The sequence below is a fragment of the Corynebacterium jeikeium genome, assembly GCF_000738175.1.
In the GTDB taxonomy this organism is placed as follows: domain Bacteria; phylum Actinomycetota; class Actinomycetes; order Mycobacteriales; family Mycobacteriaceae; genus Corynebacterium; species Corynebacterium jeikeium_C.
On record NZ_JFCH01000047.1, the window covers coordinates 1 to 20653 of the forward strand.

Annotated in this window: 12 protein-coding genes and 6 pseudogenes; 12 read left to right on the top strand and 6 right to left on the bottom strand. The window is 61.7% G+C overall.

The genetic code is table 11. The features are described from left to right. Window positions 1-574: 574 nt before the first annotated feature. The 6 genes from JQ46_RS07685 to cydC all read left to right on the top strand — a co-directional run bounded on the left by JQ46_RS07685 (window position 575) and on the right by cydC (window position 8620). On the top strand, window positions 575-2191 hold the full coding sequence (locus tag JQ46_RS07685; protein WP_034986912.1) for an FAD-dependent oxidoreductase: 1617 nt from the start codon (window positions 575-577) through the stop codon (window positions 2189-2191). Next, entirely contained in the window at window positions 2191-2451 is a 261-nt protein-coding gene (locus JQ46_RS07690) for a metal-sensitive transcriptional regulator (protein WP_005330019.1), read from the top strand. Before JQ46_RS07685 ends, JQ46_RS07690 begins: the two co-directional genes overlap by 1 nt. Window positions 2452-2759: 308 nt before the next feature. Continuing rightward, window positions 2760-4349 (top strand): cytochrome ubiquinol oxidase subunit I, encoded by a 1590-nt coding sequence (locus JQ46_RS07695; protein ID WP_080719523.1) that lies wholly within the window; start codon window positions 2760-2762, stop codon window positions 4347-4349. Then, a complete protein-coding gene (cydB, locus tag JQ46_RS07700; RefSeq protein WP_034986918.1) occupies window positions 4349-5359 on the top strand; it encodes a cytochrome d ubiquinol oxidase subunit II in 1011 nt (336 codons plus the stop codon). The genes JQ46_RS07695 and cydB overlap by 1 nt, the downstream gene beginning before the upstream one ends. A 17-nt stretch (window positions 5360-5376) precedes the next feature. Further along, window positions 5377-7002, top strand: coding sequence for an ATP-binding cassette domain-containing protein (locus tag JQ46_RS07705; protein WP_034986920.1), 1626 nt, complete (start codon window positions 5377-5379; stop codon window positions 7000-7002). Continuing rightward, window positions 6989-8620, top strand: coding sequence for a thiol reductant ABC exporter subunit CydC (gene cydC / locus JQ46_RS07710; protein WP_080719524.1), 1632 nt, complete (start codon window positions 6989-6991; stop codon window positions 8618-8620). The genes JQ46_RS07705 and cydC overlap by 14 nt, the downstream gene beginning before the upstream one ends. A gap of 4 nt (window positions 8621-8624) precedes the next feature. On the opposite strand, the pseudogene JQ46_RS07715 reads toward cydC, so the two are convergent. Beyond that, a pseudogene (locus JQ46_RS07715) lies at window positions 8625-9161 on the bottom strand (acetyl-CoA hydrolase/transferase C-terminal domain-containing protein); the annotation flags it as partial. 78 nt (window positions 9162-9239) lie between these two features. Further along, window positions 9240-9948, bottom strand: a pseudogene (locus tag JQ46_RS07720) (IS6 family transposase). A gap of 41 nt (window positions 9949-9989) precedes the next feature. Between JQ46_RS07720 and JQ46_RS11275 the strand changes: the two are divergent. Both JQ46_RS11275 and JQ46_RS07725 read left to right on the top strand, forming a co-directional pair. Beyond that, a complete protein-coding gene (locus JQ46_RS11275) occupies window positions 9990-10133 on the top strand; it encodes a hypothetical protein (protein ID WP_155271115.1) in 144 nt (47 codons plus the stop codon). Between the two features lie 51 nt (window positions 10134-10184). Further along, entirely contained in the window at window positions 10185-11144 is a 960-nt protein-coding gene (locus JQ46_RS07725; RefSeq protein WP_034986922.1) for a pyridoxal-phosphate dependent enzyme, read from the top strand. On the opposite strand, the gene JQ46_RS07730 is transcribed toward JQ46_RS07725, so the two are convergent. Further along, window positions 11141-12364, bottom strand: coding sequence for an RtcB family protein (locus JQ46_RS07730; protein ID WP_034986941.1), 1224 nt, complete (start codon window positions 12362-12364; stop codon window positions 11141-11143). The two genes, JQ46_RS07725 and JQ46_RS07730, sit on opposite strands and share 4 nt — an antisense overlap. A gap of 412 nt (window positions 12365-12776) precedes the next feature. On the opposite strand from JQ46_RS07730, the gene JQ46_RS11090 reads away from it, so the two are divergent. Next, complete coding sequence (locus JQ46_RS11090) at window positions 12777-15473, top strand: FAD/NAD(P)-binding protein (protein WP_034986924.1); 2697 nt, start codon at window positions 12777-12779, stop codon at window positions 15471-15473. Here the strand turns inward: JQ46_RS11090 and JQ46_RS07740 are convergent. Both JQ46_RS07740 and JQ46_RS11650 read right to left on the bottom strand, forming a co-directional pair. Beyond that, window positions 15470-16549: an ATP-binding cassette domain-containing protein gene (locus JQ46_RS07740; protein ID WP_237744780.1), complete on the bottom strand. Its 1080-nt coding sequence runs from the start codon at window positions 16547-16549 to the stop codon at window positions 15470-15472. The genes JQ46_RS11090 and JQ46_RS07740 overlap by 4 nt on opposite strands. Window positions 16550-17078: 529 nt before the next feature. Then, a pseudogene (locus JQ46_RS11650) lies at window positions 17079-17312 on the bottom strand (ATP-binding cassette domain-containing protein); the annotation flags it as partial. A gap of 43 nt (window positions 17313-17355) precedes the next feature. Between JQ46_RS11650 and JQ46_RS07750 the strand changes: the two are divergent. Then, window positions 17356-18561: pseudogene (locus JQ46_RS07750) on the top strand (IS3 family transposase). 38 nt (window positions 18562-18599) lie between these two features. Then, window positions 18600-19125: pseudogene (locus JQ46_RS07755) on the top strand (transposase); the annotation flags it as partial. Window positions 19126-19250: 125 nt separating this feature from the next. Here the strand turns inward: JQ46_RS07755 and JQ46_RS11515 are convergent. Further along, window positions 19251-19403: pseudogene (locus JQ46_RS11515) on the bottom strand (HNH endonuclease); the annotation flags it as partial. Between the two features lie 65 nt (window positions 19404-19468). Here JQ46_RS11515 and JQ46_RS07770 point away from each other — a divergent pair. Continuing rightward, window positions 19469-20653, top strand: a protein-coding gene (locus JQ46_RS07770; protein WP_155271116.1) for an IS3-like element IS3501 family transposase whose coding sequence is annotated in 2 segments (ribosomal slippage) — window positions 19469-19745 and window positions 19745-20653 — 1186 coding nt annotated over the 2 segments. Because the reading frame shifts where the segments join, the coding sequence is not laid out codon by codon here. This gene is flagged as partial in the annotation.

Below are 20653 nucleotides of genomic sequence, written 5' to 3' on the forward strand. Positions count from 1 at the left end.
TGGAGGTTCGACACCTCTTACCCTCAACCAACCGTAAACCGATTCGGGGCCTACACCCACATCACGCGCGACCAGGCTAACTGCCTCGCCTGCCACCACGCGCTCAACAGCAGCATCCTTAACATCCTTCGGAGTCCAACGCGTCACAACTACCTCCCGGTCGAAGTGGCGCATTCACCCCTTGACAGCACGCCCAGCTTCGGCTGGGCTTTTCGCATTTCTGTGATGTCGGTTTCCATTTGTTCTAACAGGGAACCCTTGACGCCATTATACCCCCAGGGGTATATTGGTGCTGGTAAGCGCTATACCCCATGGGGTATACGAACGAAGGGAGAATTTCTATGTGTCGTCCTGTGAAATGTAACAACTGTGGAAAGACCACCTGGGAGGGGTGTGGTAATCACATCGAGCAAGTAAAAGCTTCCGTTCCTGCCAACCAATGGTGCACCTGTCCACGCAGTAGTAACGCTGGAAGCAATGGCCCGGCGGGCCTGCTTGGCCGAATTTTTGGCTAGCGTTACGGATTTTTCGGAAGAGTGTCCTTCTTGTCTCAATCCTCTTGAAAGGTTCAGATATGTCCAATAATCCCACTACAGTTATTATCGGTGGCGTAGCTGGCGGTATGTCCACCGCTACGCGCCTGCGTCGTAACGATGAAAATCGCACCATTATCGTTCTGGAGGCCTCCGGGCACGTATCTTTTGCCAATTGTGGTCTGCCGTACCATGTCGGCGGAGTAATCCCAGATCGTTCTTCACTGTTGCTCCAGACGCCAGAAGCGCTTAAAGAAAGGTTCAATCTAGATGTCCGAGTTAATACTCGCGCGTCAAGCATTGACCCAGATGAGCAGACGGTAACCACGGAGTCTGGTGAGGTCATTAGGTATGACGATCTCGTGCTCTCACCAGGGGCAACGCCGTTCTTACCGCCCATTGCAGGAATCGAGACTGCGTATACTCTACGGACGGTAGAGGACGTAGACCGTATTGCCACTGCGGTACCGGGCAAGGAAAAAGCCGTCATCATCGGTGGAGGATTCATCGGCCTTGAAATGGCGGAAAACCTACGTCACCAAGGCTTGGCCGTCACGCTCGTAGAGGCTGGCTCACAGATTATGGGGCCACTGGACGTAGAAATGGCAGCGATCGTTGCTAAGCATATGCGAGACAATGGCGTGGATATCCGGACTAACGCCCAGGCTACGGAAATTTCTGAGACCGGTGTGACCCTGCAGAATGGGCAGACCCTTGAGGCAGATTTAGTCATTGCAGCAATTGGTGTGCGCCCAGCCAGTGAACTCGCTCAAGCAGCGGGGTTGGAAGTCTCGGACCGTGGCGGGATCATCGTCGATGCACAACAGCGCACAAGTGACCCGCACATATTTGCTTTAGGAGATGCTGCAACTAAGAAAGATATTCATTCCGGCGACAACACTTTGGTGCCCTTAGCGCAGACTGCTAATCGCCATGGACGCCTAGTGGCAGATATTATTACCGGCCGCACCACTAGTTCCCTGCCGGTACTTGGAACTGCAATCGTGGGACTATTTGGCCTAGCTGCAGCATCAACGGGGTGGAACGAGCGCCGTGTCCGAGCCGAAGGGAAGGACGTGCGCGTTATTCACCTCCACCCATCGAGCCATGCCGGGTATTATCCGGGTGCAGCCCAACTACATATGAAAATGATTGTGGATGCTGAGAGTGATGCCATTTTGGGCGCACAGATTGTAGGCGAAGAGGGAGTGGATAAGCGTATCGACGTTATCGCCACTGCCATGCGAGCTGGCTTGAGCGCGACCGATTTGGCAGATTTGGAATTGGCCTACGCACCACAGTTCGGCTCGGCTAAGGATCCAATCAATTTTGCTGGATTTATTAATGACAATATTGCCCGTGGGGAGAAAACCGTTCAGTGGCACGAGCTCGATGAGCGCCTAGCGTCTGGCACATTGCTTGTTGATGTTCGCAGTCCAGAAGAGTTTGCTTCCGGCGCGATTCCAGGGGCGGTAAATATTCCTTTGGATGAGTTGCGTGTTCGGCACGAGGAGATTGCTGATCATGACGACGTTATTGTGCATTGCCAGGTGGGACTCCGCGGGCATAATGCGGCACGGTTGCTCACAAACCTAGGCTACGACGTTGCTAATCTAGACGGTGGTTACCTTACGTGGACTAATGGACAGGAGGATTAATGAACCTCGATCCGCAAGAGGTGAAGCCGTCGATTACCAGATTGAAACGAGCACGCGGGCAAATTGACGCGGTTATCCGCATGCTCGAATCTGGGGAGGAATGCGAGGCAGCAATCACCCAGCTCGCCGCTGCTGCCAAAGCAATCGACCGTGCAGGGTATTCCGTTATCGCGGCGGGGCTTAAACGGTGCTATAGCGAGGAAGGCCCGGACGGAATCGATGCTGAAAAGATGGAGAAGCTTTTTCTCTCTTTGTCTTAGGCACTTTAAATCTGGTTTGGGTGATAGGTCGATTGTTCCTGTTGGAGTGGTCCTACGTTTTAACTTTTTTGGTGCTGTTGCAACAGCACCTATCGAGCTAAGTGCATAAAGCTCTACAGTGAGCGAGGTTCGTGTTTTTGTTCATAGTACGGAACCCTCGCGGTCTCCTCGTCGACTACTTCAATAAGTGACCGCGCACAGGGAAGGCCACAGGTTTTCCTTCCCCAGCCGTGGACGGCGGTCGCCGCCGCAGTTGACATCGATAAGCATGGCGTCCACGCCGAATAGGACTCGAAGGAAGTGTCCATATGGAATTAGATCTTGTTGATATTTCTCGATGGCAGTTCGGCATCACCACCGTTTATCACTATATTTTTGTGCCGCTGACCATGGGGCTAGCACCGATGGTCGCCATCATGCAGACCATCTGGCACCGCACTGGCAACCCGGAATGGTTCCGAGCCACGAAGTTTTTTGGAAATCTATTCTTGGTCAATTTTGCCATGGGTGTGGTTACCGGCATCGTACAGGAGTTCCAGTTCGGTATGAACTGGTCGGAGTACTCGCGCTTCGTCGGAGACGTCTTCGGTGCTCCCCTGGCTTTCGAGGGCTTGGCGGCCTTCTTCTTTGAGTCCATCTTCTTAGGAGTGTGGATCTTCGGCTGGGATCGCGTTCCTGCCTGGGCACATCTGGCCTCCATTTGGACTGTCGCGGTGGCGGTGAATGTTTCTGCTTACTTCATTATCGTGGCTAACTCCTTCATGCAGCACCCCGTGGGCGCGGAGTTCGACGCTGAGCGCGGGCGCGCCACGCTGGTTGATCTGTGGGCGCTGCTGAGCAATCCCACCGCACTGCAGGCCTTCCCGCACGCAATGGCTGGCGGCTGGATCCTCGCCGGCACGCTCGTGGCCGGTGTCTCCGGATGGTGGATGATTCGCACCGCGCGCGCTGGAGACGAACATGGTCACGCGGCCGGCATCTGGCGCAGCCTTACCCGCTTCGGTTCCTGGATCATTTTATTGGGCACAGCAGCTGTGGCCATCACCGGCGACGCGCTAGGCAAGCTGATGTTTATCCAGCAGCCTATGAAGATGGCCTCGGCGGAGGCTTTATGTCACACCGAGACCGATCCTAACTTTTCAATCCTGGCTTTCTCACGCCTGAACAATTGCGAGACTGCTCAACACCTCATCGACGTACCCTACGTGCTCTCCTTCTTGGCCGAGGGAAAATTCAGTGGCGTCGAGCTGCGCGGGGTTACTGAGCTGCAGCAATACTATGAAGTACTCTATGGCCCCGGCAATTACATGCCCAACCTCTTTGTCACATACTGGTCCTTCCGTTTGATGATCGGCTTCCTCGCCGTGCCTTGCATTCTGGCGATAGTCGCCCTGTGGACCACCCGCAAAGGACGCGTCCCCACTGCCCGGTGGATGGGGATCGGCGCACTGCTCGCACTGCCCGCGCCCTGGCTATCGAACTTTGCCGGTTGGATCTTTACCGAAATGGGCCGCCAACCGTGGATCGTCGCCCCCAACCCGGCATTCCAGGAGGGCGAGTTCCCCGGAGGCGAGGAACAGATTCATCTCATCGTGGACTTCGGTGTCTCCGATCACGCGGAATGGGTGGTCTGGACGAGCCTATTGGCATTTACCGCCCTATATGGGGCCCTGGCCGTGGTGTGGTTCTGGCTGATGCAAAAGTATGCCCGGATGGGGTTGAATCAGCCGGGCCTGCGCGAAGGTGAGGAGAAAGATATCGCCGCGGCGCTCTACGGTCCAGGCGAAGACACTGAGCTGGCTCCGCTGAGTTTCTCACCGCCTCAGGAGGGCGGGCCTGGAACCGAAACTGACACTGGAACCGATTCCCATAACAAGCAGAACCCGGAGGAGAAGTAATGGATCTCAATACCATTTGGTTTCTAGCCATCGCCGCCTTCTTCACCATTTACTTCGTCCTAGAGGGCTTCGACTTCGGCGTGGGCATGTCCTTGCCATTGCTGGGAGGTAAAAGCGCCAAGGAGGCCGATGCCCGCCGTTCCGCGGCCGTCGAATCAATAGGTCCCCTCTGGGATGGAAACGAGGTGTGGCTGATCGTGGCCGGCGGCAGCATCTTCGCTGCCTTCCCCGATTGGTATGCCACTCTCTTTTCTGGGTTCTATCTTCCCCTCCTGCTCATTCTGCTCGCCCTCATTGTGCGCGGAGTCTCCATCGAGTGGCGGCATAAGGTAGACAGCCTAAGCTGGCGGCGTCGCTGTGACGCTGGGATCGTCCTTGGCTCCATCGTTCCGGCCTTCCTGTGGGGTGTGGCGATGACAAATATGGTCATCGGGGTCAACTTCACCTCCTTCGGTCATGTTTCAGCCGCCACCGAGGGCTTTATCGGTCTGCTCAATCCCCGCGGCCTGCTCGGTGGCCTAGCCTTCGTACTCTTATTCTTCGCGCACGGTCTGTTTTTCCTCGGTCTCAAGTGCGCTGACCCGCTGCGCCGGCGCGTGCATCAACTCGCCCGTGGCGGCATTGCTCCCCTCACTGCTGCAGTGGGCGCAGCCTACCTACTGTGGATGCAACTAGCCACGGGCAAAGGCTGGACCTGGTGGGCACTTGTTGGCGTGCTCGCGGCTTTGGTCGTGGCCCTGGTCGCTGTGTGGAATAACCGCGATGCCCTAGCCTTCTACGGGACTGCAGCCGCGGTGGTAGGCGTCGGAGTCTTCCTATTTGGTTCCCTATTTCCCTACCTGCTTCCAGCCAGCAATGACATCGCGAGTCTAGATATCTACAACGCATCCGCCAGCCCCTATACCCTGAAAATCATGAGCTGGGCATCGCTGTTGCTGGCACCGTGTGTCATCATCGGCCAAGGTTGGTCCTACTGGCAATTCCGCAAGCGCGTCACCGTCGAACACTAAGCGAGGCAGGAGGTACTATGGCCGCTCCCGTTGATCCTGCGCTCCTACGCCTTGTTCCGCCCGTGCGAAGCCTCATCGTGCGTACCGGCATCTTTCAGGCGTTATCAACCGTGCTAGTGCTAGCGCGCGGAATACTCATCGGCTCCGTCGCGGCCACCGTCATCACTCGAACGGCACTTGAACCGGGGGCTTGGCCCGCCGGCACGTGGCTCAAGGAGCCATCGATCTGGTGGATGCTCATAGCGTTATTCGCCGTGGTGGTCGTCCATGCGGCGGTAGCCGGACTGGCCCAGCGCGAACAATCACGTGCGGTAGGCGCGAGCGTCGACAAGCTGCGCGAGGCTACCGTGATTGCGTTATCCCACCGCGATCCCCGTGTGGTGGAAGAAGAATCAGGCCGTTGGCGCCACATCCTTGGCCGCGGTATGGAAGACTTTCGGCCCTATCTTTCCCAATTCCTTCCGGCGCTCATTGCCGCATGCATCTCCACCCCGGCTGCGCTGGCTACGGTGGCCTACTTCGACTGGGTTTCCGGTATTTTTGCGCTGGTCACCTTGCCACTCATCCCTGCGTTTATGATTCTCATCGGAACCCTCACCGCCCAGCACACTCGTCGTCGCCTGGAGGTAACCGCGGGCCTAGGCCAGCAGCTTGCAGATCTCGTGGGTGGTGCGCCGACATTGAGGGCGCTTCGCACTGCGGAAACTCCGAAGCAGTATGTGTCCCTATTAGGCAAACGGCACACAGCGGCGACCCTTGGAGTGCTGCGGCTGGCTTTCTTATCTTCTTTCGCACTGGAGTTTATCGCCACGCTATCTGTGGCACTAGTGGCAGTAAGCATCGGGCTGCGCCTAGTGGCTGGCGATATCGAGCTGCTTCCTGCGCTGGTGGTGCTCATCATCGTGCCCGAGGTCTTTAACCCAGTGCGCACCATCGGCACTAGCTTCCACGCTGCCGCGGATGGCATGGAATCTGCCAAGGCGGCTCTGGACCTAATAGCGCAACCGGTGCAGGTTGCCGGCAGCTACCGCCACCTGTCTAAATCCGGCAAGGTAAGCGTACACAACCTCAGCATCGACGGGCGCGAGGGAACGCGGCCCAAGGACTTAAGTCTGCAAGCCGAGCCAGGCCAGGTGGTGGTGCTGGCGGGGCCAAACGGTAGTGGCAAATCCAGTGTGCTGCTCGCCTTGCTTGGGCAACTGCCTGATTCCGCGGTTGGTGGGTACGTCGAGATACCCGACCAGGTCTCTTACTTGCCCGCCACCCCAGCCCTAATTACTGGCACCGTGGAGAACAATCTCGAGCTCTGGGCGGCGCCGGCACCCCAGCTGGCCCACGCGAGCGCAGAGATCCCGGTGGGGGTGCCGGCAAGCCGCCAAATTTCATCGTCCGGCAGCGGGCTATCAGCTGGCCAGCGCGAGCGGCTCGGCATCGTTCGCGCCCTAGCCTGCCCTGCCCGCTGTTATCTCCTCGATGAGCCCACCGCACACCTTTCGCCCGCGCTTGTCGACGGCGTCCTTGCCGCCCTGCGCTCCCGAGCCGATGCCGGTGCCACCGTCGTCCTCGCCAGCCACGATCCTCGTGTACTCGAGGTTGCGGACCGCGTCTACCGCCTGGAAGGAGCCGAAAATGAGCCGAAATAGTCACGCCTCTAAGGCTGAATCCACAGGCTTTTCTTCCTCCAACGAGGCCTCAACCCCGCTCGTAGCTGAGAGGGAGGCGACCTTAACTCAATTGCGGTTTATCTTCTCCACCTGCGGGTTTAGTCCCGCGTCTTTGGCAGTGGCCATTGGCGTTAGTTCCTTGGCCCTGCTGGCGGCCCTGGCTCTGGCAATGACTTCGGGTTGGCTGATTACTCGAGCCTGGCAGGCTCCTCCGGTACTGGAGCTTTCCGTCGCCGTGACCAGCGTGCGTGCGTTGGGAATCTCACGCGCAGTCTTTCGTTACGCAGACCGGCTTTATGCGCACCGTTTGGCGCTGCGCACGACCACACGATTGCGCAGTGCCATCTTTAATGGGCTCATCGATTCCCAGGTGGATCTCGGTCCCCGCGGGCGGGCCCACGTACGCCTAGTCGACGATGCGGACAAGATCACCGATCTCATCGTGCGCACGCTGGTGCCCTGCGGGGTAGCTGCGGTCTTGAGCGTCGTGTCCTTAATCTGTGCCTTCTTAATGTCGGTCCCGGCCGCGCTGGTTATGGCTGGAGCCTTCGCCCTAACCGGCATCGCCGTCCCAGCATTAGTGGCACAAGCTAGTAGAAAGTCCCAAGCCGCATCTACCCGAAATGCCTTCACGGAGAATCTAGATAACACCCTGCACAACCGGGTGGAGTTCGCCGCCGCGGGGCGCGGAGAACTGCTCAGGAATCTCGCCGCACGAGCCTCGCGGCGCGAGACCTCGGCCCGGGTAGCCGCGGATCGGCCCCTCGCCGTAGCAGATGCACTAAGTTCCGGCGCCATCGGCTGTGCAGCAGTAGGCGTATTGATCTGTGCCCTTGACTTCTACACCGGAAACCCGATGTGGATGGGCACGCTCGTGTTGTTGGCACTGTCCTCTTTCGAGGCACATGCGGCGCTACCGCAGGCGGCACAGTCCTGGCAGGAGGCCTCGGGGTCTATTCACTCGCTTTCGGCCGTTCTCAAGGCGCCGCCGAGGCCGCAGCCTCGATTCACGGACACGCGCTTCGTGCGCGCCCGCAACCTGCGGACCGAATTCGGGGATACAGTATGGAATTTCGAAGCCTTACCTGGCCAACGCGTGGTAGTGCGCGGAAAGTCCGGGTCCGGAAAGACTATGCTGCTCGAGACTATCGCCGGTGTGCGCGAAGCCATCTCCGGCGAGGTAACGCGGCCTGCCTCCTGCATACTATCGGCGGAGGATGCCTGGATATTTGCCACCAGCGTGCGCGAAAACATTCGCGTGGCTGCGCCTGAGGCCTCCGAGACTTTAATGAGCACTACCCTTGCCGCCGTGGGATTTGAGCTCGACCTCGACACGCAGCTTTCCGACGGCGCCGATTCACTTTCCAGCGGACAACGCCGCCGACTGTTGCTGGCCCGCGCGCTGTGCACGAAGGCCGATGTGTTGCTGCTCGACGAGCCCACCGAGCACATAGCTGCGAGTGATTCCGCCCGCCTACTTAATGTGCTGTGCACCCAACCTTTGCCGGGTGCGCTGCCCGAGCGCACCGTCATCATAGTCACGCATGCCCCCGGGCCGGTGGGGATCGAAGTACTCTCCCCTGCCCACCTAGCTTAGAAAACTAGGCGCGCATATCGCCCTTTTCTGCGAAGTTAATCTGGAAATCAAAAGCGGTCTTCAGATCGTGCGGGGTGTGGATGAACTTATTCTTCTTCGCCCGCTCGTAGTACTGCTCCAGCAATGGACGGTACTCGGGATGCGCCACCGCGATGACCTTCTCCACACGTTCACGCGGGGCTAGCCCACGCAGGTCAGCCACGCCGTACTCCGTGATAATCACCATGGCATCGTGCTCGGTGTGGTCGGTGTGGGAGACAAAGGGAACAATGGCAGAAATCTTGCCGTCTTTCGCCATGGAAGGCGAGACGAACGTGGTGATATAACCGTTGCGTGTGAAGTCTCCCGAGCCGCCCGTTCCGTTCATAATACGAGAGCCACCCACGTTGGTGGAGTTAATATTGCCGTAGATATCGGCCTCGATCATGCCGTTGGAGGCAATAAGGCCGAGGCGGCGGATAACCTCCGGGTGGTTGGAGACTTGCTGCGGCCGCAAGATGATGTGCTTGCGGTAGCGCTCCGCCTCGGCGTTCATCTTTTCGGTGCTGTTGCAAACTTCAGGCGGAGAGCCGTGACGACCCAGTCTTCATCCTCTGATGCTCGCTGCGGGTCGGCGTTCTCAGGCAGCCTCGAACACCCGGCTGACGATCACCGCATCCGGGTTCGGTTGCCCGTAGGCAAACATCGCGCCCTGGCCTTTCCGTAATGAGTGCATCGCTTCCATCCCTTTCAACGTCCGGTACGCCGAGGTCCGGTTTTTGAACGCCCCCTTCGGTCCGAGGATCCGTTTCAGCCGCCCATGATCTGCTTCAATGACGTTATTGAGGTATTTCACCTGCCGGTGTTCCACGGTCTGCGGGCAGATTCCCTCTGACTTCAACTCGGCGATTGCCCTGGCCAGGGAGGGTGCTTTATCGGTGTTGATCACCCGCGGGAACCCGGTTATCGTGTTCGACCTCAGGGTCTTGGCCAGGAAACGCTTCGCTGCGGCGACGTTACGCTTTGGGGACAGGTAAAAACCAGGGTATGCCCACCCGCGGCGATGGCCCGATAGAGGTAGCACCACTTTCCCCGACCCGGATATAGGTCTCGTCCACCCGCCAGGACCGGGCCTGCCAATCCGGGACTTGTCGGTACCACCGGGTCTGCTTGTCCAGCTCAGGAGCATATTTCTGGACCCAGCGGTAGATGGTGCTGTGATCGACCGGTACGCCGCGTTCGGTCATCATTTCTTCCAGATCGCGGTAGCTGAGCCCGTAGCGGCAGTACCACCGCACTGCCCACAGGATGATTTCACGGGGGAAATGACGACCGGAGAAGATGCCCATGGCTGTGATTATTTCACGCAGGTCTTCCTGTCGCCCGAACTTTGCAACAGCACCAGCTCAAGCAGGTCGGCGCGGGCACGCCCGATGCGCTGTCGGAGAATCTGGTTATGCTCGATGGGACGATGGAGACCTACTACATCTCCTCCGACATCTTTACGGGAGACTTCCTCACCATTAGCGAGTAAAGTTACACGCCGTGCACTCGACGTAGACGGAAAACGCATAGGGTTGTAATTATGTCATTGGAACCCCTGCCCGGCGTGCTTTCCGCCATCGGAAATACCCCGCTCGTGGCCCTCGATCAACTGCGACCGCCTGGGGCCGGGCCGCTGTGGGGCAAACTCGAGTCGTTCAACCCCGGCGGCAGCGCGAAGGACCGCACCGCGCGCGCCCTCGTCCGTGACGCGCAGCGCCGCGGCGTGCTCACGAAAGACAGCGTGGTCGTCGAATCAAGCTCCGGCAACCTCGGGGTCGCCCTCGCCCGCGAGGCGGTGCTCGGCGGATGGGAGTTCCACTGCGTGGTCGACAGGCGCACCAACGCCTCAACGCTGGCGCACATCCGCGCCCTCGGTGCCACGATCCACGAGGTTGAGCGGCCCGACTTGGAAACGGGGGACTGGCTCGTGGCCAGGCGCGCGCTCGTGGCCACGCTCGTCGATGAGCTCGGCGCGATCAACCTCGACCAGTATTCCAACCGGGCCGCGTTCAGCGCCCACGAGGAAGGGACGATGCGCGAGATCGTCGAGCAGCTCGGCCACGCCCCCGACATCCTCGCCGTCGCGGTGAGCACCACGGGCACGGTCGGCGGCTGCCTGCGCTACGTTGCCAAGCACAAGCTACCCACCCGCGTCGTGGCGATCGATGCGCAGGGCTCTGTGCTTTTTGACGGCGCTCGCGGAGCTCGCGTCCTGCCCGGCTACGGCGCGGGAGTGGTCACCGAACTCTCCACGCTCACCGAGCCCCATGAGGTGATCCGGGTACATGCCCGCGATGCGGTAAACGCCGCGCGAACAACGGCACGCGCCACCGGGTTTTTGCCCGGAGCGTCGGGCGGGGCGGTGGTGTGGGGCGTCGATAAGCTCGCGCGTGACAATCCGGGAGCCGAGATCGTCGCCATTTTCCACGACGACGGCCGTGCTTACTTGGACACCATCTACAAAGACGAGTGGGTCGCGGACAACGTCACTGACCCCTAGGTGCCCTTGACGTTGAGGATCTGGTGCAGCTTGTGATCGACGCTGACCAGCTTCTCCGCGTCCACCATGACCTGGTCGATGTCCTTGTATGCGTCTGGGATCTCATCCACCCACGCGTCGCCGGGGCGGTAGACAATCCCGCCCATGCGCTCGTCCAGGTCCGCGGCGGTGAACCGTTTGCGGGCCTCGGTGCGCGAGAAGCGTCGGCCCGCGCCGTGCGGTGCCGAGCGCAGCGCCGGGGCGAAGCCTTTGCCCGACACAACGTAGCTCGAGGTTCCCATCGAGCCAGGGATGAGCGCCTTGACGCCCTCGTCGGCGCGGATCGCGCCCTTGCGGGTCAACCACACCTCGCGCCCGTAATGCTCCTCCACCTGGGTGTAGTTGTGGTGGCAGTTGATCCGCTCGGCCTCTGCCACCTCGGCACCGACGAACTCTCCCAGCACGCGAGCGAAGCGGTCCATCATCTCCTCGCGGTTGAGCCATGCGAAGCGCTGCGCCCAGGCGAGATCGGCGATGTAGGAGTCGAACTCGGCCGTGTCCTCCACGAGGTACGCAAGGTCGCGGTTCTCCAGCAGCACCCAGTGCTTATCGCACTGCTCCTGGGCCGCGGCGATGTGCTTCTGAGCAATCTTGTTGCCCACCCCGCGCGAGCCGGAATGCAGGAACATCCACACCCGGTCCTCCTCGTCGAGGCACAGCTCGATAAAGTGGTTGCCGCCGCCGAGCGAGCCGAGCTGCTGGCGCCACTTCGGGGAGTGCGACAAGTCAACGCCTGTGTCTTCGGCCAGCTCGGCGAGCTCCCGGGTGCGTGCCTCGGCGCTGCCGCCGAGGATCCATTCGTTGTAGTTGCCGGGGGACAGCGGGATCGCCGCCTCGATCGCGTCGCGTAGGCGGGTGAGATCGCCTCCAGCCAGGTCGGTGGCGGTGAATCCGGTGCGCACGCCGATCATGCCGCAGCCGATGTCGACGCCGACGGCCGCGGGGATCACTGCCCCGATGGTGCCGAAGACGGTGCCGACGGCGGAGCCCATGCCGTAGTGTGCGTCTGGCATCAGCGCGACGTGCGGGTGGACAAAGGGCAGACGCGCAAGCTGGTTGGCCTGCTCGGTGACGTTGTCGTCGACATGCGAGGCGAAAACCTCGACGTGGTGGTTGGTATTAACGGGCCGCGAGGAGAACCGGTTTTTACTACCGGGTCTGCCCCGCTTGTTGCGTGCCATGGAAATCTCCTTCACTCGTGGCGTGACATTCTGGTGCACCTTCGGGTACGTCGTACCCACAGTGCCGCCACAAGGGGGAATGAGAAACCGGCACCGTGGGTGTGTGAGTCTCACGATGCCGGGCGCGGTGGTTTTTTAACTCTTTACGCGCACAAGGCCGGGGCCGTGAGACACAGCCTGCTGTTGGAGCAGGTAAAATCGCGACAGGTGCTGCTGGTATGCGCGCATGTCGTCCTCTCCAATCGTGTAGCTGTGTCCCGAACGTATCTTGCTGCCCATTGACGCCGCCTTCAGGCGCGGCGGATGAGCTAGGTCCAGACGCTACCACGACTTCCCGGGTATGCGCTAGAGTGCATGACTAAGCTATCTGCGAGACGACGCGCAACACCAACCGAGGACGGTAGTGGCAAAAGTGAAGGTAGCGATCATCGGCGCAGGCCCGCGAGGGCTGTGGGCGGCCGAGGAGCTGATGGAGCGCGCCCGCCAGCGCGGCGCGCGTATCGATCTGACTGTGTTCAACGACGGGCCGCTGGATTCGGCGAGCGGTACTGGGGCGTTTCAGCCGAGCGTTCCGCCGCAGTGGCTGCTCAACGTCCCAGCTCACGTCATTGAAACCCAGCTTGGATCCTTCAACCAGTGGCGCGGCGCGTCCGAGGCGTTCGCCCCTCGGCGCGAGGTCGGGCGGTTCCTGGCGCAGTCGTGGCAGGCGCTGTTCCAACACGTCCCGCGCGGGTGCACGGTTGAGGTGCGTGAGCTCGAGGTCACCGAGCTTTCTCCCGCCGGTACCGGCTTCAACGTCCACGGCTCGCTTTTCAACGAAGTCCTGCTGTGCACCGGACACGCCAAGGCGATACCCGTTGCCGGGGCGATCGCGGCCTACCCCCACACCAACCTCGACGCGATCGCGCCCGAGGACGTGGTCCTCGTGCGCGGGGCGGCACTGTCGTTTATGGACGTTGTGCGCTACGCGCCGGCGCGGGCGTTTTTCCCCGTGACCCGCTCGGGGCGGTTCATGGAGGTCAAGGCCTATCCCGCGTGTGAACCGGACCTGGGCCGCTTCAGCGATGCCATCACCACCAGCGCCTCCTACGAGGAGTTCGTCTCAGCGCTCTCCGAAGCGGCACAGGTCGTCCTCGACGCCCAAGGCGGCAGCGGGGACGTGAGCGCGGTCATCGCGGGCGAGGATTTCACCGGCGACGCCGTAGCCGAGCTGCGCGCCTCTCTCGCCGCCGCCACGGGTGAGCGGCCGTGGACGCCAGCTCTGGCAGTGGGCTACGCGTGGCGGGCGCTTTACCCCGCGATCATTCAGCGCGCCTCCTTCGGCGGGCGCGACACGCTCGGCGGGCAGCGCTTCTACCGGCTCACCCGTGTTCTCGAGCGCGTCGTGTTCGGCCCTCCGCCCGAGACAGCGAGCGATCTCGTCGACGCCATCGATGCCGGGCGCGTGCGTCCCGACGTCCTCGGCCGCGGGGAAGAGGAGCTCGCGGCGTTGGCGCAGGAAGTCGGGGCGAGCGTGACAGTCGACTCGGTCACCGCCGCGCCGGGCGTCGTCGAGGGCACGCTTGTGGGCGACCTCGTGGCCGCGGGCCTCGCCGGCACCTACGACGGCGTGAGTCTGAAAGTCGCGCGCGACGGCACGGTCGAGGGCCAGTCCCACCTTGCCGCGGCGGGGCGGATGAACGAGGGCTGGATCCTCGGCCACGACACGCTGCGCCGCGACAAGCATGAGGTCATCCCCGCGTGGGCCGACCGGGTCTCCGCGGCCGCGATGGCGCACCCCGGGCGCGTCCACGGCGCCCCGCCGCTGACCGCGCGCATAGAAAAGTGGGCCGCTGACTTAGTTGCCAGACCAGATGCCTGCCAGGACCTGCTGGATACCTACGCTAGCCCGGTCAACGTGCTCGACCCCGGCCCGATGGAGTCCAACATCGACGAGCTCGTTGAGGCCGGCAAACGCTGCGGGGTGGAGGTGAAGATGTTCTTCGCGCGCAAGGCGAACAAGGGACTCGTCTTCGTCGACACTGTGCGCGACGCCGGCCACGGCGTGGATGTGGCCAGCTACGACGAGCTGCGCCAGGTGCTCGGCCGTGGCGTGGTCGGTGAGCGCATCATCGTCTCGGCGGCGATCAAGACCGACCATCTGCTGCGCCTGGCCATCGAGGGCTCGGCGGTGATCTCCGTGGACAACCACGACGAATACGACCGCATCGTGGCTCTCGCCGGCGAGAATACCGCGCTTGTCGCGCCAAGGCTCGCCCCGGACCCCTCCACCATGGCCCCGACGCGCTTCGGCGAGCGACTCACGGCCTGGGCCGAGCACTTAAGTACGGTCGAGCGCAACGTGCGTGTCGTCGGCCTGCACGCTCACCTGCACGGTTACGCCGCTGCGGATCGCTCCGCAACCATCCGCGAGTGCATGCAGCTTATCGACGCCCTGCGCGCCGCAGGCCACGCACCAGAGTTCATCGACATCGGCGGCGGGGTGCCCATGAGCTACATCGACGACGCCGAGCAGTGGAAGGACTACCTCGAGGCGATCGAGGTGCAGCGCGCCGGCTACGCCGAGCCGTTCACCTGGAAAGCGGACCCGCTGACCACGACCTACCCCTACCACCAGCGTCCGACCCGCGGCGCGTGGCTCGAAGAGGTCTTAGGCGGCGGTGTCGCAGGGGAGCTGCGCGAGCGGGGCTTAAGGCTGCACCTTGAGCCGGGACGTTCACTTCTCGACGGCTGCGGGCTCATCCTCGCCCAGGTCGCGTTCGTGAAAACGCGTAGCGACGGAGTTCCCCTGGTCGGGTTGCACATGAATCGCACCCAGTGCCGCACCACCTCCGACGACTACCTCGTCGACCCGATCCTGGTCAAGCGCACGCCGCCGTCCGCGGCTGTCGAGGCCTTCCTCGTCGGCGCCTACTGCATCGAGGACGAGGTGATTCTGCGCCGCAGGATCCGCTTCCCCCAGGGGGTCTCAGCCGGCGACATCATCGCAATCCCCAACACCGCCGGGTACTTCATGCACATCCTGGAGTCGGCCTCGCACCAGATCCCGCTGGCGAAGAACGTGGTGTGGCCGTCCGGCGAGCTTGACCCGATCGACCAGCCCGGCTAGTTCTCGTGGGCCACGACGATCACGGTGCGTTGCGGTTTCGGCCCGGGCAGCGGCGAGTTGAGCAGCATGTGCATTAGATCGGCTGAGTCGTCGGGGGTCAGGTGCGCTGTGGGTTCGTCGAGAAGCAGTACGTCGGCGTCGCTGCACAGCGCGCGGGCGAGCAGCAGGCGGCGGCGCTGCCCGGCCGAGAGCGAGTCGGCGCCGTTGTCGAGGACAAAGTCCAAGTCGAAGGGGAAGCCAACGGCGGAGAGGACGCGCGTGGCGAGGGTGTCGTCAAGCTCGGGCGTGCCCACGCGCAGGTTCTCGAGCACCGAGGTTGAAAACACCCACGCGTCCTCCGCGTAGAACCTGGTGCTTGCCGGGGCGGTCGCTTCGCCCGAGGCAGCGGGCACCAACCCCGCGAGCGTTTCCAGCATCGTGGTTTTGCCTGAGCCCGAGGGCCCGCGCACGAGCAGGCACTCGCCGGGCTCCACGCGGAGATTCCACACCGTATCGCCGTAGATGGTGCGCAGGTCGCGCGCCTCGACGGTGTCGGACACCGCGGGTCCAGCGACATCGGCGCGTTGCGTGTTCAGCAGGTTGCTCAGGCGCGATGCGGCGCGCGCGGCGTCGTCGGCGTGGCGCGCGGCGGCAGGCAGGGGACCGTGGGACTCGAACGCCGCCAGCGACAGCATCAGCAACATGCCCAACCAGGTCGGATTCCCGCTATAGGTAGCCACCGCGATCGCCGCCACGCCGAGCGCCGCAGCGCCCGTGGCCACGGTCTGGATCGCCTCGGCCGCAACGGTTGAGCGCTGCGCGGCGAGCTTCTCGCGCGTTTCGCGTTGCGATGCTTCCGCGACCTCGCCGATCAAAGCCTCGGCCCGACCGGCCGCGGCGAACTCCACGCGGTGCTGCAACACCTGATCGAGGCCGACGGCGAACTCGGTGGACTCCTCCACCTCGCGGGCGCGGCGATTCGAGCGTGCGGCGATGCGCGGCACCACGAAACCGGTCACGGCGAGAGCTGCCGCCATCACCAACGCGGCCGGCGGGCTCAGCCACGCCGCAAGCCCCAGCGTGGCGAGGGAGACCACCGCCGCAACGAGGCGGGGGGATGTGGCTGCGCACCAGAAAGTCCGTGACCCGCTCGGTGTCGTCGACCACATAGACGTGGCCCTGTCCGCGCGATGTCGCAGCGGACGAGGCCAGCGCGTCGTAGACTTTCGCGCGCAGCTCGATCAGCGCACCGAGCGCCAGCTGGTGAGCGACGATCCGGTCGATGTAGCGAAACACTGCGCGAGAGAAGCCCAAACCCCGCACCGCGGTAATCGCCACGGACAGGTGCAGCACTGGAGGCACTGCCACGCCCGGGTGATCAGCCAACCGGACAGCACCGTCAGGCTCAGCGCGGACAGCAGCGTCACCGCTGCGGCGGCGACCGCCAGCGCAACGGCCCCGGGTTTGACCCACGCGACCCGCAGCAAGGATATGGCGTTTCTCACAGGTCCACCAACTTGTCGGAGACCTCGGCGACGCGCATGTCGTGGCTGGCGACCAGTACCGTGCGCCCGCGCTCGGCCGCGTCGCGGGTCGCGCCGCGAGGAAGGCCACCTCGCCGCCCACGGCGATGCGCCCGCTGACGTCGGTATCGGGCAGCGCGCCAAGTATGGCGAGGAAGGTCGTGGACTTGCCCGTCCCGTTCGGCCCGCGCAGCACGGTGACCTCGCCGGGGTGGGCACGGAACGACAGGTTGTGGGGCAGCGTGCCGTCGCGCCCGGTAACGCTCAGGCTGTCCACCTCCACGCCGGACCGAGCAGGCGTGAGGTAGGAGGGACCTGACCCCTTGTTGGTGGACATAGGCTAGTCCCGGTTGACAGCCGGAGGAAGGTAGTCTCAGTTCATGCCTCGTAAGTCCTATACTGAGGAGTTCAAGCGCGACGCGGTCGCGATGTATGAAGACACAGACGGTGTGTCTCTTAATTCGGTTGCTCATGATCTCGGTGTTAACCGTGGCAGTCTCGCTGCCTGGGTCAAGCGCTATGGCACGGGCAAAAAAGCCCGCGCGATTGATGCTGCAGCTCGAGCCCGGACATCATCGGATTTAGAGCGGATCCGACAACTCGAGAAGCAGAACCGGCTTCTTCAAGAAGAGCGAGACATCCTTCGCAAGGCGGCGCAGTATTTTGCGAAAGAGATGGGCTTGTGATCCGCTTCAAGTTCATCCGGGACCATCGCACCGAGTATTCAGTCAAGCGGATGTGCCACGTGCTGAAGGTGCGACGATCTTCCTATCACAAGTGGAAAAACACACAGGCCGCGCGCCGCCAGAAGGTTCTTGACGATGCTGTTCTCGGTGCTCGTATCCGCACTGTGTTCCGTGAGGAACACGGACTCTACGGAGCTAAGCGCATCGCCGCGGCGTTGAACGATCCTGATTCTGGGGGCGCATGCGGTGATCAATCACAAACGCGTCGCGCGCATCATGAAGACTATGGGCATCCAGGGGTTCACGAAGAAACGCCGCGTGCGCACCACCGTGGCAGATGCTGGCCGTGGTGTCTTTCCAGATCTTGTTTGCAGGCAGTTTCATGCCCCGGCGCCGAATCGCGTGCTCGTCGGCGACATTACCTACCTGCCGGTATCCGGTGGCGGCAATATGTATCTTGCCACCGTGATCGATTGTTATTCCCGCAGGCTGGTGGGATTTTCTATTGCTGACCACATGCGCGTCGATCTGGTTATCGATGCGCTGGACTCAGCACAGCGCGCCCGAGGCAGTCTGAAAGGAGCGATTTTTCATTCAGATCACGGCAGCGTCTATACCTCGAAGGCATTTAGCTCACGATGCACGATGCTAGGGGTGACCCAATCGATGGGAGCGGTGGGAACCAGCGCAGACAACGCGCTAGCGGAGTCGTTCAACGCGACATTGAAACGCGAGGTGCTGCAAAACCGGAAATGCTTCGACTCACTGCTGCACGCCAGACGGGACGTCTTCGCGTGGTGTGTGCGCTACAACCAGAAGCGCAGACACTCATGGTGCGATTATCTGTCGCCCCTCGAGTTCGAAAACCGCACCTGCGGTAAACTCACCTTGACCGCATAAGTTCGATTCCCTGTGTCCACTTTCCAGGGGTCGGGCCCGTACCCGGCACTGCGGCGGCGGAATTGGTCATTCCCCAGCTGGCGGCGAACATCAAAGCGCTTCAAGCACAGCGCGACACGATCGCCGAACAAGTCGAGGAGATGCTCGAATCGTTCCCTCTTGCCGAGGTCTTGATGTCGATGCCCGGCGTAGGCATCAAGACCGCCTCCAACATCTTGCTGTCCATCGGCGATTGCCAGGACTTCGCCGACGCCGCACACCTGGCCGCTTACGCTGGCATCGCGCCGATCACCCGGCGGTCGGGTACGTCGATCCGCGGAGAGTTTTCCCGCCAGGGCCGGAAATAAACGCTTGAAAAACGCGATGTTTCGATCGGCGTGGATCGCGTCGAACTGCCATCCCGCGTCGCGCGACTACTACCTGCGTAAACGGGCTGAAGGAAAGAAGCAGAATGCTGCGGTGATGTGCCTTGCTCGGCGGCGCTGCAACGTCATCTATGCCCTGTTGACTCGGCGTGAGTTCTTCCGAGAAATCCCTGCTAGAACCATCGCCACGGCTGCGTAGGCCGCTGGATTGATCACCACCGGCCCGCATGATGCGGCCCGGCGATCAGTCATGGCTACAACACCCCCATACGATGTACGAGAAAGTCCCGCCTGACTATTGACAATCCACATAGGGACACCCCCCTAAGCGTTACCCTTCGCGCGGTTGTGGGACTTACACAACAGCTCGCAGTTGCTTTCGTCGGTGGCACCACCCTTCGACCACGCCGTGACATGGTCTGCATCCATCTCAGATTTCGGCCAAATCTTGGCCTTCTTCGCGTCATGCCCGATGGCGCAGTAGGAACAGTTTGAAGCGTCCTGGGTTTAGTTCCTACCTCTGCTAAGGAAGGATTGGCACTATGCCCAGAAAGTATTCCGCCGAATTCAAGGAGAAGGCGGTCCATCAAGCCCTAGAGATGGTCCGTCTGGAGTCCTGCTCACGGCAACGCGCGTACGAGGAAGTCGGGGAGCTTCTTGGCGTGTCCCACCACACGTTACGCGCCTGGTACCGTGACAGCGTCGCCCATGAGCAGACGGCACCAACAGGTGGCGAAACCATGGAAGAAGAGCTCAAACGGCTACGCCGGGAAAACCGCGAGCTGAAACGAGCCAACAGAATCCTCAAGACTGCCTCGGCTTTTTTCGCGGCGGAACTCGACCGACCCACGACCAGATGATCTCCTACATCGACGAGTACAAGGAGCAATTTGGGGTCGAGGCCATCTGCCGTGTCCTTCGACAAGCAGACCGTGGATTCATCACCTCCCGCGGCTACCGTAAAGCCACCACCCGCGCCCCGAGTGCGAGGGCCTTAAGCGATAGCCTGCTTATCCCAGAGATTCAGCGCGTCCATGCGGAAAACTTTTCGGTCTACGGCATCCGCAAGATGTGGCACGCCATGAACCGTGAGGGCTTTCATATCGGCCGCGACAAGACCGCACGCCTGATGAAACTTGCAGGTGTGTCTGGTCGACGACGTGGACGCACCCCGGTGACCACGATCAGCCCTAAAATGCCGGATCATCGTCCGGATCTTGTGCGCCGAAACTTTCGTGCGCAGGCACCAGGCAGGCTTTGGGTTGCCGACATTACCTATGTTCGCACCCTGTCAGGATTCGCGTACACCGCGTTTGTCATTGACGTCTACAGCCGCAAAATAGTCGGTGTTGCCACCCGATCTACGATGCGCACTGATGCGCTGCCGATGGAGGCACTGGAACATGCATTAACGACTGCTGGTCGAATCCACGGCGACCAGCTGATACACCACAGTGACCGGGGAAGTCAGTACGTGTCACTGAAGTACTCCACTGCTTTGGCCGAAGCCGAGATCCGGCCAAGTGTCGGCACAGTCGGAGATTCCTATGACAACGCGCTGGCCGAGACTGTTAACGGTCTCTACAAGGCTGAACTTATCCATCCTCAAGGCCCGTGGACATCAGTAGGAGAAGTCGAGCTAGCCACCCTGCGGTGGGTGCACTGGTGGAACACCAAACGTCTTCACGAGGCGTTGGACTACGCCACCCCACAAGAAGTAGAAACCG